At 48.8% G+C, this 15,388-nt stretch carries 14 protein-coding genes; 13 read left to right on the forward strand and 1 reads right to left on the reverse strand.

Features of this window, described 5'->3' with window-relative positions; translation table 11 throughout:
• The first annotated feature begins 31 nt into the window (after positions 1-31).
• The 8 genes from AAC022_RS21030 to mgtE all read left to right on the forward strand — a co-directional run bounded on the left by AAC022_RS21030 (position 32) and on the right by mgtE (position 9,445).
• The gene (locus tag AAC022_RS21030) at positions 32-1,114 is read left to right on the forward strand and encodes a flagellar basal body P-ring protein FlgI (RefSeq protein WP_339734114.1); all 1,083 of its coding nucleotides are present in this window, start codon (positions 32-34) and stop codon (positions 1,112-1,114) included.
• 61 nt (positions 1,115-1,175) lie between these two features.
• The gene (locus AAC022_RS21035) at positions 1,176-1,550 is read left to right on the forward strand and encodes a rod-binding protein (RefSeq protein WP_339734116.1); all 375 of its coding nucleotides are present in this window, start codon (positions 1,176-1,178) and stop codon (positions 1,548-1,550) included.
• A 139-nt stretch (positions 1,551-1,689) separates the two neighbouring features.
• Positions 1,690-2,211 carry a flagellar export chaperone FlgN gene (gene flgN / locus AAC022_RS21040; protein ID WP_339734118.1) on the forward strand — a complete coding sequence of 174 codons (522 nt, stop codon included), beginning with the start codon at positions 1,690-1,692 and terminating at the stop codon, positions 2,209-2,211.
• A gap of 71 nt (positions 2,212-2,282) precedes the next feature.
• Positions 2,283-3,983, forward strand: coding sequence for a flagellar hook-associated protein FlgK (flgK, locus tag AAC022_RS21045; RefSeq protein WP_339734120.1), 1,701 nt, complete (start codon positions 2,283-2,285; stop codon positions 3,981-3,983).
• Between the two features lie 68 nt (positions 3,984-4,051).
• Entirely contained in the window at positions 4,052-6,313 is a 2,262-nt protein-coding gene (gene flgL / locus AAC022_RS21050) for a flagellar hook-associated protein FlgL (protein WP_339734122.1), read from the forward strand.
• Positions 6,314-6,703: 390 nt separating this feature from the next.
• A complete protein-coding gene (gene rplM / locus AAC022_RS21055; protein ID WP_339734140.1) occupies positions 6,704-7,171 on the forward strand; it encodes a 50S ribosomal protein L13 in 468 nt (155 codons plus the stop codon).
• Between the two features lie 310 nt (positions 7,172-7,481).
• A complete protein-coding gene (gene rpsI, locus AAC022_RS21060; RefSeq protein WP_339734142.1) occupies positions 7,482-7,856 on the forward strand; it encodes a 30S ribosomal protein S9 in 375 nt (124 codons plus the stop codon).
• Between the two features lie 242 nt (positions 7,857-8,098).
• Complete coding sequence (gene mgtE / locus AAC022_RS21065; protein ID WP_339734124.1) at positions 8,099-9,445, forward strand: magnesium transporter; 1,347 nt, start codon at positions 8,099-8,101, stop codon at positions 9,443-9,445.
• A 17-nt stretch (positions 9,446-9,462) separates the two neighbouring features.
• On the opposite strand, the gene AAC022_RS21070 is transcribed toward mgtE, so the two are convergent.
• Positions 9,463-11,313 carry a hypothetical protein gene (locus AAC022_RS21070; protein WP_339734126.1) on the reverse strand — a complete coding sequence of 617 codons (1,851 nt, stop codon included), beginning with the start codon at positions 11,311-11,313 and terminating at the stop codon, positions 9,463-9,465.
• Positions 11,314-11,581: 268 nt separating this feature from the next.
• Between AAC022_RS21070 and AAC022_RS21075 the strand changes: the two genes are divergently transcribed.
• The 5 genes from AAC022_RS21075 (at position 11,582) to AAC022_RS21095 (ending at position 15,332) form a co-directional block, all read left to right on the forward strand.
• On the forward strand, positions 11,582-12,454 hold the full coding sequence (locus tag AAC022_RS21075) for an amidohydrolase family protein (protein ID WP_339734128.1): 873 nt from the start codon (positions 11,582-11,584) through the stop codon (positions 12,452-12,454).
• A gap of 365 nt (positions 12,455-12,819) precedes the next feature.
• Positions 12,820-13,065 carry a hypothetical protein gene (locus tag AAC022_RS21080; protein WP_339734130.1) on the forward strand — a complete coding sequence of 82 codons (246 nt, stop codon included), beginning with the start codon at positions 12,820-12,822 and terminating at the stop codon, positions 13,063-13,065.
• Positions 13,066-13,475: 410 nt separating this feature from the next.
• Complete coding sequence (locus AAC022_RS21085; protein ID WP_339734132.1) at positions 13,476-13,697, forward strand: hypothetical protein; 222 nt, start codon at positions 13,476-13,478, stop codon at positions 13,695-13,697.
• Positions 13,698-14,150: 453 nt separating this feature from the next.
• The gene (locus AAC022_RS21090; protein WP_339734134.1) at positions 14,151-14,591 is read left to right on the forward strand and encodes a hypothetical protein; all 441 of its coding nucleotides are present in this window, start codon (positions 14,151-14,153) and stop codon (positions 14,589-14,591) included.
• A 57-nt stretch (positions 14,592-14,648) separates the two neighbouring features.
• Positions 14,649-15,332, forward strand: a complete 684-nt coding sequence (locus AAC022_RS21095; protein ID WP_339734136.1) for a transposase — start codon at positions 14,649-14,651, stop codon at positions 15,330-15,332.
• Positions 15,333-15,388: the final 56 nt, after the last annotated feature.

The raw sequence follows: 15,388 nt of genomic DNA on the forward strand, positions 1-15,388 counted from the left end.
GTCTTATGTTGATCTGCCTCGAGAAGGTATTATGAAAACCCGACCATTCAAAGCTGTTGTTGTTCTGATTCTTTCCGTTTGTTTCCTGCAGTGTTCTGCTCTGGAACTTTGGGCTCGTACGCGTGTTGAAAATATCTGCACTGTTTACGGGATGAAAGAAATCAAGCTGACTGGAATGGGGCTCGTCGTTGGGTTGGATGGAACCGGTGATGGCGGCAAAAATCTGCCCGCTATCCGTAGCCTGGCAGCGGCTCTGAAACATTTGAATAACCCAGTAGTCGATTTAAAAGATCTGTCTGGTGCGAATAATGTGGCTCTGGTCATGATCGAAGCCACAATTCCAGCAAGTGGGATTCGCAAAGGCCAAAAACTGGATTGTTTTGTCAGTTCAATGCTGGGGGCCAAAAGTTTGCGTGGCGGACGACTGTTAGTCGCACCAGTGGCAACTCCTGAAATCGGAAATGGTATTGGCGCCGGGCTCTGTTCCGGGGCTGTGATCCTGGAAGATGAAACATCACTGGCTACCGGTAAGCTTTTTAACGGGCTGGTCATGGAGCGAAATTTCGAGCTGCCGTTTATCGATCGGAGAACGCGTTCGATCACACTGCTGGTTGACAGACAGCATGCTGGTTTTCATACCGCCAGTGAAGTGGCACGTGTGATTAACTCGGAATTCAGCTTTGAAGCCGGTAATCAGGCACTGGCGATTGCACAGGGACCGGGAAGAGTATTTATTCGTATTCCCAAACAGTATATGGAATCGCCGGTCGAGTTTGTTGCTGCTGTGATGGAGGTGGGCATTGATCGTCCCCATCAACAGGCGCGGGTTGTGATAAATCCAAAATCGCAAACGGTTGTTGTTACCGGCGAAGTCGAAATCAGTCCGGTAATCATTTCACATAAGAATCTGACTGTTGGTGTGGGTAATGTTGAGGGGGGATTGCCGGGAGGCTTTGTGCCTCTCGTGGATCAGCAGGGACAGCAGAGCACCCAACGTCTGCAGCAGTTAGTAGAGGCTTTGAATCAGTTGCGCGTGCCTACCGAAGATGTAATCAGCATCATTCGCGAAATTCATCGCTCGGGAAAACTGCATGCCGAGTATGACGAGCATTGATCATTGCTGAGTTCACGTTGAGTTCATTTTTTTCTAATCTTTTTTTCAGGGAAAACCAGTCATGACCTCCTTGTCTGGAATTCAACCATCCATCAATCAGACATCGCTGCTCGCAGAGGCGACGAATGCCCCCTCTGCACTCAATGAGACAAACCAAGCCTCACCTGAAATGAAAGAAGCATTTCAGGATTTTGTCGCGGGAACGTTTTATAAGCAGATGTTCAAATCGTTTCGATCTGCACAAAACAAACCGGCTTATTTTCATGGCGGTCAGGCTGAAGAAATGTTTCAGGCTGAAATGGATCAGCAGATCTCAGCAGATCTGGCCAAAGGACAAGGCGGTGCTTTCTCGGATACACTGTTTTCCGCATTTACACGACAGTTGAACGCGCAGTCGGTGAAATCTCTCGAAGCCGCTCCCACTGTAACACCTTAATCAGGGAGGTTTTACACGGGGAAAAAAGATTCTGGTTAAAACAGACGCGAGAGATGGATCGATTGTGTCGATTATAACGATAGGCGATTTTCTCCGCTCCGTGGGGCGGGTTATGTAAACAGGGAGAAAGGGGGCTCCCATGCATGCAAAACAAACTGCGTCTACGCAGGCCAATGATCAGCAATTGCAGGGGCAGTTGGTTGGGGTTATCAAAGATTTAGAGCCCATCCAAAAACAGTTGCTCACGCTTTATCAGGAAAAATCGAAGGCACTCAAGCAGGTTGATGTCAAGCAGATTGACCAGCTGGCTGCGGTGGAAGAAGAACTGACACGGGAGCTGCAATTCGTATTGCTCCGGCGACAGCAATTACTTCAGGCAGCAGAACAACGAGGCTTGCCTTCCGGTTCGTTAAAGGAATTACTGTCTGGTATGGGGGTGCCTGAAAGTGCCGCCATTTTTCAGCGAATTGACGAAGCGGAACAGCGATCAAAAAAATTACGACACGAAAGCTGGGTGCAGTGGATTGTTTCACAACGGTCTTATCAGCACTATTCGCAAATTCTGGAACTGATTGCCCATGCAGGACAAAAAGTTCCCACTTATTCACGCGGACAAAATGAAAGCAGTACAGGGGGGGCGATTTTTGACGCATCGGCTTAAGTTCTTCTCTCCGGGAATGGAGGGGCGAATGGATGCGCTAAGATTGAGTCATTCGGTATGGGATTGTTGCTATGGGACTTAACGCAGCACTAGCAATGGCTAAGCAGTCGCTTGAAATTTTCGGGACTGGGATCCAGGTATCCGGCCAGAATATTTCAAATGCGGGAACTCCCGGTTATATCCGTGAAGAATTAGTTCTCAACGCTGCCGATCCGTTTCGCCAGGGAGCACTCGTTCTGGGAACGGGAGTCGAAGTTTCCGGTATTCAGCAGCAGATCGATCTGTTTCTGGAAACACGGATCCATTCCTCCAATACGGAATACTCATCGATCGAAGAACGGAACCTGATTTATAAACAGTTAGAGGCTGAGTTAAGGGAATTGACGGAAGGTGACCTTTCATCCGGTCTCAATGAGTTTTTAGCCACGATTAATAATGTGGTGAATCAGCCCAATTCCATTCCCGATCGCGAATTTGTCGTCAACGAAGCGGAAAAGTTTGCGGCAGAAATCAGCTCCTTGCGTTTGCGTGTGAATGAGCTGAGAGAAGTGCAATCAGTCAACGTTGAGAATCTGGTCAAAGAAGCCAATCAGTTGATCGATACGATTATCGAGCTGAATCCCAAGATTTCAAAACTGGAAGCTTCCGGTTTGCTGCAAAGTGATGCCGGGGCACTCAGAACTCAACGTTATACAGCACTGAATCGACTATCAGAACTGGTTCCCATTCGATATCGAGAACGTTCCGATGGTGCCATCGATTTGTTTACTGGCTCTGATTATCTGGTCTTGGCCGGAACCTCGCAAAAACTGACCTTACAAACGGATACCGACAGAGGGGTCGTAGTTCATGAAGTATTACTCTCGCGGACGAGCAGTAATATCTCGCGTACGGGAGGCGAACTCAAGGGGGTGGTTGAAGGCCGAGATGATATCCTGGGCAGTTTCGTTGACCAACTTGACACTTACTCTTCGAATTTGATTTTTGAGTTTAACAAAATTCATGCTTCCGGTGAGGGGACAGCTGGTTTCGAACAATTGACAGCCGCGTCCAGCGCACTCGACCCCACTGCCACTTTAAATTCCACCCTGAGCGGACTTCCATTTCAGGCAACACATGGCAGTTTCCAGCTTAAGGTGACTAACAAAACGACGGGGCTGATTAATACAACGACCATTAATGTTGACTTGGATGGGATTGGCGCTGATACCACTTTAAATAGTTTATCAGCGGCCATTGGTGGTGTTGCCAATTTGAGCTCTTCTGTGTCAACAGATGGACGTCTTTCGATTGCCGCCGGCTCTGGTTACGAGTTTCGCTTTTCCAACGATACCAGTAACGCGTTAGCGGCGATTGGTCTTAATACCTTATTTACAGGGGCTGACTCCAGCGATATTCAAATCAATTCCGTGGTACAGCAGAATCAGCAATTTCTGGCGACCGGACAGGGAGGAGGTCCTTCAGACGGTAGTAATGCAGTGTTGCTGGCTACCTTTGCTGAAAATTCCGTTGACTCCCTGGGAGGGATCAGCCTGGATGGATTTTACGAAAAAGTGATATCGAATGTCGCGCAGGCTTCTGCTTCTGAGGCTGCACTTTCCGAGGGGGCGCAGGCCTTCAGGGACTCTCTGCTGGGGCAGCGCGAGCAATTTTCCGGCGTGAGTATCGACGAAGAAACGATTAATGTCTTGACGTATCAACGAGCGTACCAGTCTGCAGCGCGGCTGGTCAGCACCATTGATGAGTTATTTACGATTTTACTTAATATTTGAAAGCGAAGTTTTTGAGATCAAACCTGTTCTCTCTTTCTGTTTCGTTTCCTCTTTTGGTGTGATGAAAAATGAGTATTGGTCCCATATTGCCAGGCCGCCTGCCTTCAACAATGCTTTCTGACCGATTGAAGGTTTCGCTGAATGACAATGCTCGCGAATTAGTCAAATTGCAACAGCAGGTTGCAACAGGGGAACTGTTTTCGATTGCCAGTGAGTCTCCCGGAGCCGCTCTGCGCACGATTATTTTGCAGTCCAGTTTTGAACGCCAGCAACAGTATCAGACAAATATCAGCACGAGCTTCAGTTTACTGGCAACGAGCGAATCATCTTTGACTGGTGTGGGAGACGCATTAAACCAGGCAAAATCGATTTCACTATTGGGCGTGGGGGATACGGTGAGTGATGCGGAACGCGTCGCTCTGGCAAATGAAATTGCCTCGCTCAGAACTCAGGTTGTGAATGCCGGAAATACCACCTTTCGGGGGCAGTATCTTTTTTCAGGGAGTCAAACAGAAGTCACTCCCTTTGAGCAACGGGCGAACGGGCAGGTGGTTTATCACGGCGATTCTCACCAGATACAATCTTATGTCGATGTGCAGACATTGCTGCCGAATAACTATGACGGGATTTCGGCGTTTGCTGCCAGTTCACCTGAAGTCGGCAGTGATATCAATCCTGCTCTGTCTTTGCAGAGCAACATTTCCGATTTGCTCAGCGGTCGTGGAATAAATCTGGGATCGATCACTGTGACATTGGATAATGGTTCTCCTCAGACTCAAACTGTGGATCTGTCTGGTGCGGAAACCATACAAGATCTCAAAACCGTGTTGGAAGACGCATTTTCAGCGGGGCCTTTGACGCTGACAGTAGACATTGATCCCGCCAGTCAAAACGGCCTGCGGTTTACTCCTTCAGCCGGTACGGTTGCCGTTTCGAATGTGATCGGATCGAGGTCCGCGACTGATCTGGGAATTGCCAGCACTGCGGTCGCTCAAATCAATGGGGCGGATCTTGATCCGGGAATCACGCTGCAGACAACGCTGGCATCTTTGAACGGTGGTACCGGGATTGGTTCGACCCTCGGTACTGGACTGGTTATCAATAATGGTGGAACAACAGAAACGATTGATCTTTCGTCGGCCACTACGATCGAAGATGTTTTTAATCTGATTCGCACACAGGACCCTGATCTCAGTCTGGGAATTAATCAGAGTCAGAACGGGTTGGCGATTTCGAGTCTTATCAGCGGTGCTGACTTTTCGATTGGTGAGAACAATGGAGGCTCGAATGCAGCCGGGTTGGGGATCGCCACATTCTCCGCCAGTACCCCCCTCTCCGAATTGAATTACGGGCGGGGAGTCGATGTTGATTCTTCAAATCAGCTTCAGGTAATACGTCGTGATGGAACAACCATCAATCTGGATCTGAGTGGTTCGGTCACGGTGCAGGATGTGATTGACAAAATAAATGATTTTGAGACGTTTGACGGCACCACGCCTCTGGCAGACTTGAATCTGGGGCAGGGCGTGCCCGTTGGTGCGACCACACTGGATATTACACGCAGAGATGCTTCAGTGGTGAATGTGAATCTGGCCGGTGATGCTACGGTGCAGGACGTACTGGATTCCATCAACGCCGTTGATCCGGGAAATCTGGTTGCCAGCATTGATCCGACAACCAATGCGCTTCAGATTACTGATAATTCAGGTGCGGGGCCATTGAGTATTGCCAGTAATGTGGTTTCCGATGCACTGGGACTGTCGGTCACCGAGCCGGGCGCGATCAATACCGTACCTCTACAGGGGAATTTCATTCCGATCAAGTTTCAGGCAACGCTCAATGCAACGGGGAACGGTCTTACGATCTTTGATGCATCAGGGACGGGACCTCTGGAAATTCCGCCGATCGAAATTGCGTACGCGCTGGGCATTGATGGCATTGAGTCTGGCACTGATCCTCTGGTGGGATTGGTCGGAAAAGAACCGAATCCGCAGGAATCAACGGGAGTCATCAGTTTACTGTCCCGGCTGGAAGCAGGCTTGAGGAGCGGCGATGATCGTGAAATTGAGCGGATTGGTGCGCTATTGGATGTCGAAATCGGTCGGATGACCCATGTGCGTGCTGATATCGGGAGCCGGATGAAAGTCCTCGAAGAGGCGGATAACCGCCTCAAAGATCAGGCAGTAAAAATAGAAGAGGCAATTTCGAACGAATTTCATACGGATCTGACCGAGGTGATTATCGAAATTACTCAGCGACAAACGGCGTTTGAGGCCAATCTCAAAATTACTTCGCAGTCGCTTCAGTTGAGTTTGCTGTCCTATCTGTAGAACAGATTCGATAAACTGTGGTCATTTCTCATTAGTGATGAATGGCAGCACAGGCGCTCAATCAGGTAGAATCAAGGGAAATATGAGCGTATGAGGCTCTCGCTTTTCAGTTTCCTGCTAAGTACCGAGCCAAAAAAGCGACCTTTCTCTGTTTTTTGTGTTCCAGCTCAGATTTTCCATCTCACTGAAGTTGAAGATAGACCTTAAAAAGGTTACTGTTATCCGCTCCCTTGCGGTTGGTATGCGCTCGCTTTGTCGACGTTTTTCTGACCCTACTGTGGAAGATTCACTACAATTTGACATGCCTTTTTGAAGTGCATATTGACATAAGTGTATAATATTATATTGTTTACGTTTGAGGAATGACCGGTGTCTACGACAAAAACTTATATGGCAAAAGCTTCTACTGTCGATCAGAAATGGTTCGTTGTTGATGCAGATAATCAAATTGTGGGACGTCTGGCCACAAAAATTGCGACCGTTTTGATGGGCAAGCACAAGCCTACTTATACTCCCCATGTTGATACCGGGGATTATATAATCATCGTAAACTGTGACAGAGTCAAGTTTTCCGGAAAAGAACTTGCTCACGACTCTCACCCCTACTTCTCGAAGAAGATGCTGCAGAAGGGCTATCCTTCATATAGTGGTTATCCCAGTGGTCTGAAAGTCGTCACAGCTGAAAAGAAGCTGGAACGGGGCCAGTCAACGCAAGTTCTTTCTGAAGCCGTTCGCCGGATGCTTCCCAAGAACAAACTGGGGCGTCAGATGCTGAAGAAGCTTAGGTTGTTTGCAGGTCCGACTCACGATCATCAGTCACAGCAACCTCAAGAGATGCCAGCCTATCTGCTGCCTTAGGCGGAATTACAGGCATTCGAACTTCTATTTATTCCTTTTCAAAATAATCAGATAAGAGTAGTTGACCGTCATGGAAAATGAGACTCCAGAAGAAAATGTAACAGAAGAAGTAACAGAACAGCAGGCACCGATCGAGGGTGAGACAGCGACTTCAGAAGAAGCCACTGCTGACACTGCGGAAACGACTTCTGGTGTTCCTGAGTTGACTCTGGGTTCCACTCTGCCGAGTGAAGACGGTGAAGATGGTGCGGAAGACGTAATCAAGCCAGAACCAGTCATTCGTGGTAAGCTGGACAAGCACGGTGTTGCTATGGGAACAGGACGTCGAAAGACTGCTGTGGCCCGTGTTCGGATCAAAGCGGGTACCGGTGTGCTGACGATCAACGGCGGTTCTCTGGAAGACTATCTGAAGGTCGAACGCGATCGCCAGATGGTTGAAGCACCTCTGAAGGCAACCGAGACATTTGGCAAAGTCGATGTCTGGATCCGTGTCAACGGCGGTGGAACGACAGGGCAGACCGGAGCGATTGTATTGGGTATCTCGCGTGCTCTGGAAGCGTACAATAATCAGTTCCACGAAACCTTGAGTGCAGGACGATTCCTAACACGTGACAGCCGCATGGTTGAACGTAAGAAGTTTGGATTCAAGAAAGCACGTAAGAGCTTTCAGTTCTCCAAGAGATAATCTGCGAATGGTTATTTTCAGACAATGCAACTATGTGTTGTCTGTATGAAGTCATCGACACCCTGACTGGCGCCGTATTCCAGTGAGGGTGTTTTTTTACGATAAGCCTCAGGCTGACGACTGGCGTGAATCAAGTTCTCTATTTTGGCAGATACTTCGCCACAGACGCTTTGCCGCAGACAATTCGCCCAGGTCAAATTTGTTGATCAAGCAATATCAGTGAGAGAGAAGGGATATCAACAATGTATGGGAGATTATTGCTGCCAGAACTGAAGGTGATGCTGAATGAAAATGACACCGAAGGCATCAAGGAGTTTTGTGAAGCTCTCTATCCCGCCGTTACTGCAGAGATTCTGGAAGAGCTTGACAGCCAGGATGTCTGGCGTGTGCTTGTCTGTAGTACTCCTGAGAAGCAGGCTGAAATATTTCAATTTCTGGCATTACCACAACAGATTGAGATTGTGGGTGTCATTGATCGTGGCCCCCTTTCTAAGCTGATTGAAGAGATGGCGCCCGACGACCGGGTCGACCTGTTAACGCGGATGGATGATGATCATGTCGAAGAACTTCTGCCCTTAATTGCGCAAGCCGAGCGGCGGGATATTCGCAAACTGCTTTCCTATCCGGAAGATAGTGCCGGCGCCATTATGACGACCGAGTACGCGTCTCTGCCGGAAAATGTTTCCGTGGCGCAGGCGCTGGAAAAATTACGACATCAGGCCCCGGACAGTGAGATTATTTCCTATATCTATGTCGTTGATGAGGGGCGTCGATTGCAGGGAATCGTATCTTTGCGTGAATTGATCTTTGCCCGTCCCACGCGACCGCTGTCAGAATTGATCAATCGAGATGTGATATCCGTGCGCGTGGATGATGACCAGGAATTTGTCGCACAGCAGATGGCGAAGTATGACTTCATAGCGATTCCGGTCGTCGATCGTCAGAATCAACTGGTCGGGATTGTGACGCACGACGATGCCATCGACATTATGCAGGAAGAAGCAACCGAAGATACATATCGTCTGGCTGCGGTCGAGCCTTTGGAAGACAGTTATTTATCCACGTCACTTAAGACCGTAATTCAGAAACGGATTGGTTGGCTGATATTTCTGCTGGTTCCCTCGTTTCTGGCGGCAAAGGTTCTGGAACATTACGAAGCCCTCTCGGACAAATACGAGTGGCTGATTCTGTTCATCCCCCTGATTCTTGCCAGCGGGGGGAATGCGGGCTCACAGTCGGCGACATTGATCATTCGTGCGATGGCGCTGGAGTCGAACATCCAGCAGGAGGATTTGCGTGCCTTGTTACGAAAAGAGCTGCAGCTGGGGTTCCTGCTGGGCAGCGGATTGTCATTGATTAGTTTCTTCATCGCCTGGGCGTTTACGGCGCAATTGATTCAGGCGACTGTGGTAGGGCTGGCTGTATTTTTAGTCGTGCTGATGGGGATATCTGCGGGGGGGATGCTGCCGATGGGATTCCGTCGGTTGGGAATGGACCCGGCTTTGATGTCGAACCCGTTTATTACCGCTCTGGTGGATATCCTGGGCCTGATCATCTATTTTCAGGTCGCCATGTATCTGGTCAGTTGAGTGACCTTTGAATGGTTTTATGAGGCGTCGTGTTCGGGTTCGGTTTTGACATCTTTCAGTACGATGCCCATCATCTTCATTAATTCCAGTGCGTTGCTGTGCTTGACGACACCTGGCTGCATGCGGTAATCGAACGTCATTTTGCCATCAACGAGCTGGTCTTCGAAGTGTACGTTCTTTGCCTGTGTACCAAACTGGGCGGTAATTTCCGTTAAAGCGAGGTCATGCGTGGTGACAATGCCGATGCCTCCCCGTTCGATGAGTGTTTCAATCACGCTTTGGGCACCGATCCGGCGATCGTGCGAATTGGTGCCTTGTAGGATTTCATCGAGCAAGAACAGGACTGGCATCGGTTCATCAGCCAGGTGGACTACGGCGGAAAGTCGCGCGACTGATTGATAAAACAGCGAGGCACCTTGTTGCAGTGAGTCTTGTACCCGCATCGCAGTTCCCGCCTGCATGGGGGAGACGGTCAGGCGAGTGGCCCGCACTGGTGCCCCCGCCATCGCCAGTACAAAGTTGGTTCCGACGGTTCGCATCAATGTGCTCTTCCCGGACATATTCGAGCCGCTGATCATGAGCAGCCGATTCTCAGAGTTCAGTGTCACATCGTTGCGGACCATCTGGTGCAGGGGAAGCAGCGGGTGTCCTAAGTCTGCTCCCTCTAATCGCGGTCCGTCTGTAGCTGTTTCCACAATTTCAGGAAACGGATCTTGAGGGTGTTCGTACGCGTAGCCAGCCAGTGAGCAGAGTGCTTCAAATTCTCCCACAGCAGCCAGCCATTCAGGGCAATGCGGCCCGACATGTTTTAGCCAGCGTTCGATGGCAAACATGTAATGAAAGGGAATCCCCAGCAGGACTGCGATCGGAGCTGAGAACTGGTTGCGAAAACAGTTATTGAGCCCCTGAATCTGCCGCCGTAACTGGGCAATCGATTGTGAGGGAGGAATACCGTCTGTTTGTAAAGCGGAGATGATGGCTTTTAAGTGGGGTGAATCAAATTGTCGTTGTTCAATCAGAGACAGGACATCTGAGAGAACGGATAATCCGTCGCGGACTTCATCGGTCTGATTCAGCAGTTCTCGAATCCGGGGGCCGATAAAAAACAGCAGGCAGACTTGAATGATGATTGCCACGCAAATCGGTGCGATCCCACTATAGGAGAGCACCCAGCTGATGACTGAGAACGCGGCAAAGCCGCCTGTGATCATGGATGCCCATTTCAAGGCGGCGGGGATTTCGGCCAGCGGTTGCTGTATCCATTCTGAAAGATGAGTCTGTTCGATATCGCTATGCGTTTCTGCTTCCAGCAATTCTAGTTCTTCGCGGAAGTCCAGCTCGTTGCGCAGTTCATCAACAGACTGTTGCCGCTGTTGAATTTCTGTGGTGGTCACGGGAGACAGCAGCCAGCGTGCTAACGTTTCTTCTCCCAGTTTCGTGCGCGCACTGCAGATAAGTTGAAACAGTGAGCCACGTCCCAGCAGGTCCAGGTCACCCGCATACATGTGCTCTGGATCATAAAATTCTTCTCCAGTCGGGCGGACATCAATCCACTGATCATTCAAGCGGTCGAGAGACGTTTTGTAATAGGCTTCTGCCAGTCGGGCCTGTTTCAGGCGGCGGATACAACGGGCATGTAAGACAACCAGAATGACAAACGCCAGGATGGGGAGACCGATCCACTTCAGGCTCAGGAGTCCCCAGATTGTCGATGCCATTAATATGGCGATGGCGACTAGAAAGAGCAGGCCTCTCAGGGTGGAAAACTGGTCGCTTTGTTTGACCAGTGCCCGTACCTTACTCGCACGGCGTTCGAGCCGTTGTTCGTATTCTAACTGGGGATTCTGTTGGATTGGCGAAGGTTGCATCGAGTTAATAATTCATCGAAAACGCAGATCGGGTAAATCTCACTTCTAACCGATTAAACGGTTCAATACCAGCGTAAACAGAGGCGATTTCGGATTTGCAATGAGTCTGTGTACAGAGTAAAACTAGTGGAGTGTCATTTTTAAATTTGGGGTTGATAGATATTATGAGAGTGCGACAACGGAGCACGTAAACAACATCCCCAACCCTCAATTTCTAGCTTGAGAAAGCACCAGGCATCATTTCTATTTCAAAAAGGAGCGACCCGTGATGAATCCGATGCCCGTTATTGATACACACCAGCATCTCTGGGATTTAGATCGATTTGACTTGCCCTGGCTCGAATTACCGGGCATAGATCCTTTGCGGTGCAGTTTTCGAATGGACGATTATCTCGAAGCGACGCAGAATTGTCAGATCGAAAAGTCGGTGTATATGGAAGTCAATGTCCACCCGGATCTACAGCAGCAGGAAGCGCGTTCTGTTCTGGAGTTATGCAGCCGGGATGATAATCCGATGTCGGGCGCTGTGATTGGCGGTATGCCAGGTGAGGCCGGTTTTGGAAAGTATCTGGAAGAATTTGCCGGCAACCCGTTTGTGAAGGGGGTCAGAACAATCTTGCATGATTCGGATCGTCCGCGTGGCATGTGTTTACAGCCACAGTTTAAACAGAACATCAAACTGCTGGGCGAGCTCGGCTTGAGTTTTGATTTATGCATGCGCCCCAGCGAGATTCAAGATGCAGTCGAACTCGTCGACGCGTGCCCGGAGACACGGTTCATCATTGATCATTGCGGCAATATGAGTGTGCAGCCAGATCAGCAGAGCGATCGTTCCGCCTGGGAGGCCGGCATGCAACAGATGGCCGAACGCCCGCAGGTGATATGTAAGATTTCCGGCATTATCGCGACGGCAACGAAAGGGAACTGGCAACCCGAAGATCTGAAGCAGAACATCGATTTCTGTCTGGACACATTCGGGGAAGATCACATTTTCTTCGGCGGCGACTGGCCCGTCTGCACCTTAACATCCTCGTATGAATCCTGGCTCAACGCCCTAAAATGGATCGTGCAGGATCGATCGGAAACATTTCAGCGAAAGCTATTCCACGACAACGCCGAAGCGTTTTATCGCCTCGGGTGATTAAAAAAGGTTCCTGACACCTTTTTCTGTCCGGTCCTGAGGTGCCGTCTCGTCGAAATACCGACAGATTGACCTAATCTCATTTTCGAACGCGTCAGCTAGTCCCTCAATCATTGGTTCCTACTATCTCATCTACGAGCATTGTTGGACCTGTTTTACAGGTAAGACCTTGTTGGTTTATTAAGACCTTATCAATATAAACAGCCACATCAACTCTGTCAGTCTGGTTTATATAGTGCTCGTACGCGAGATACTAGGAACGAATGGCACTGCCGTGGGTTTGAATTTGATTGGCACTCTACCGTTCGAAACGGCGGCTCGCGCCGAGCCGCTCAGGCTGGGGATGCATTTTGAATTAACTGGTGGTGTTGCGATCTGATCATGATGGACGGCTACACGGTTGGAATGGTTTCTCTGCATTCGAACGAGCACCGTCGGGCAAGCCGAGCGGTGGCACACGAGAACGTTACCCTGTCTGTGGGATCGTGTTCTATCATGTGATTGAAAATGGATTGATAGCTACCACGAAAAACACGAACACACACGAAAAGCGTTGGGTGGGCTCGAATGTAATTCGGGCCGAGCGTAGCGAGCAGGAAGTGGCAGTGTGAGCGCAGAAGGTAATCAGAAAGGTGTCGAACAGATAAAGAACAGATAAAGGTGTCAGGAACCTTATTTATTTGGTTCCTGACACCTTTTTCTGTCCAATAATTCTCAAGATCGCATAAGGGATTTTGCACAAGGCGTATATGAAGATGGTTCTCCTATTCCATCATATTTTGGTCCTTATGCTCCCCCACAAGAGAAGCATTTAGGTGGATTAGTTATCGGTGGCAAAGTTTCTGCTGCTGATCAGCTCTATGGTGAATGGGGAGATGAGCCATACCACCCACCCTTGGGACGCTCCTATGCATTATGGTATGCTGATAATGGAATCGTCTACTATGTTGATTTATATACAGGTGTAATATTTAGGATTGATGACTCACGTTATACTGGACTCTCATTAGAATCTGATAAAATGGCAGCGGCCATAGGGTATCCACCTGAGCCGAATGCTTCTGAAGGAGCGCATCAAAGGTATGAAATAAAAAGACTAAAATATTTAAAAGCTTATAATGCACTACTCTTCATTCGATTGATGCAGGTTCAAGATGCACTACCTGGAGGCCGTGGTGGTGCCAAGGGAAGTAGGGGGCGTGGTTTTGCACTACCTTCGTCATCAAAAGCACTTCAAAATTAGTTGCGTCGTAAATTAGCAAGATTGAGTCAAATTGAAGGCAGTAGGAAAAACAGGCCTGCTCCAGTCCCACAAGCACCTCAGCCACCTGACAGATTACAACTTCCTACGTCTTGGATAACGCCAAATCCAAGATGGAAGAATCTCGGCCGTAGAGGTTACGAATATCGTATTGATACTGGTAATTTACAAGATGGGGATTTATTCCATATTCATATCAGAAATAGAAGAGGTGTTGAGATTGCAGTCATACAAGGTAGACCGGATGGAACTACTTACTGGAGAAGAACACATGGTGATTCTGATGTTGTTTTACATAATCGGCAGGATGTCGATGCTAAAGTAAGACACCGAATAAACTACATAACACGTCATGCCAAGAGAGCGATTTGGGGGTATTACAAAGAACATGGTGAGCTACCTAGGCAGTCTCATTGATTCAGGTAAGGAGGGCTGATGATTCCAGATTCAGAATTTATAACGATTTATAAAATTTTATGGGGAAACAAAAGTTACGTATTTGGGAGATCGGAAGAAGAAGCATATGAAAAATTGACTAATCGTTGCCCTGCTTATGGTGATCCAGAAAATGAAGATGATGCTCGCTATATGCTAGGTACTAAATGGGCGAGCAATAGTGAGGACGGGTGGCGCATCGAATCTCAAGAAATTGAAGTAAAAAAGCTCCATGGGCATATTTATGGAAGTTTTGCGAAAAATGAAATTGTACATTACTACTGGAAATGTCCTGTCTGTAACGATACCAATTCCGGTGACCTTGAAGAAGGAGATCAATTTCCTCGGTTAGTGGTTTGTCATCATAGAAGTGATGATCAGCAAAAGACGTACTTTCAAATATACATTAATGGACAGAAAAAGGAGTCAGGGCAGAATTAAAGGTGTCAGGAACCTATTAATTGACTTTCCAGTCCCATCGCGTTAGAATTAGTGATTATGGGAAGACCAAAACGCGCGGCTCAAGCTGGATTCATTTATCATGTTCTCAATCGGGCGAATGCTCGGATGACGATTTTCGAGAGCGATGAAGACTATGCCGCATTTGAGCGCATCTTGTCTGAAGCGGTCGAACGATTTGAAATACGATTGCTCAGCTATTGTATCATGCCCAACCATTGGCATCTGGTCGTCTATCCCAGTGAAGACGGTCAACTATCGCGTTTTACAGGCTGGCTCACTCTAACACATACCCAACGCTGGCACGCACATCGGCAGAGCACCGGCTCTGGTCATGTCTATCAGGGTCGTTTTAAATCGTTTCCGATTCAGAACGATGAGCACTTCTATACCGTGTGTCGCTATGTTGAACGCAATGCCTTAACGGCGAATCTGGTTCAGAAGGCAGAAGACTGGCAGTGGGGCAGCCTCCACCATTGGAAACAGGGGTCTTCAGATCAACGGCAACTTTTATCTCCCTGGCCACTACGACGAAAACAGGGTTGGCAGGCGCATGTCAATCAGCCGCTTACCGACGGGGAACAGGTAGCCCTGCAACGCAGTATCCAACGCGGCAGTCCTTTTGGGAACACAGAGTGGACAGCAAAAATCATCAAAAAACTCGGCCTGGAAAGCACCATCAAACCCAGAGGCAGACCTCGGAAACCCGAAAACGGTTCCTGACACGAATGGCACTGCCGTGGGTTTGAATTTGATTGGCACTCTACCGTTCGAAACGG

The sequence above is a fragment of the uncultured Gimesia sp. genome, assembly GCF_963976445.1.
Taxonomy (GTDB): Bacteria; Planctomycetota; Planctomycetia; order Planctomycetales; family Planctomycetaceae; genus Gimesia.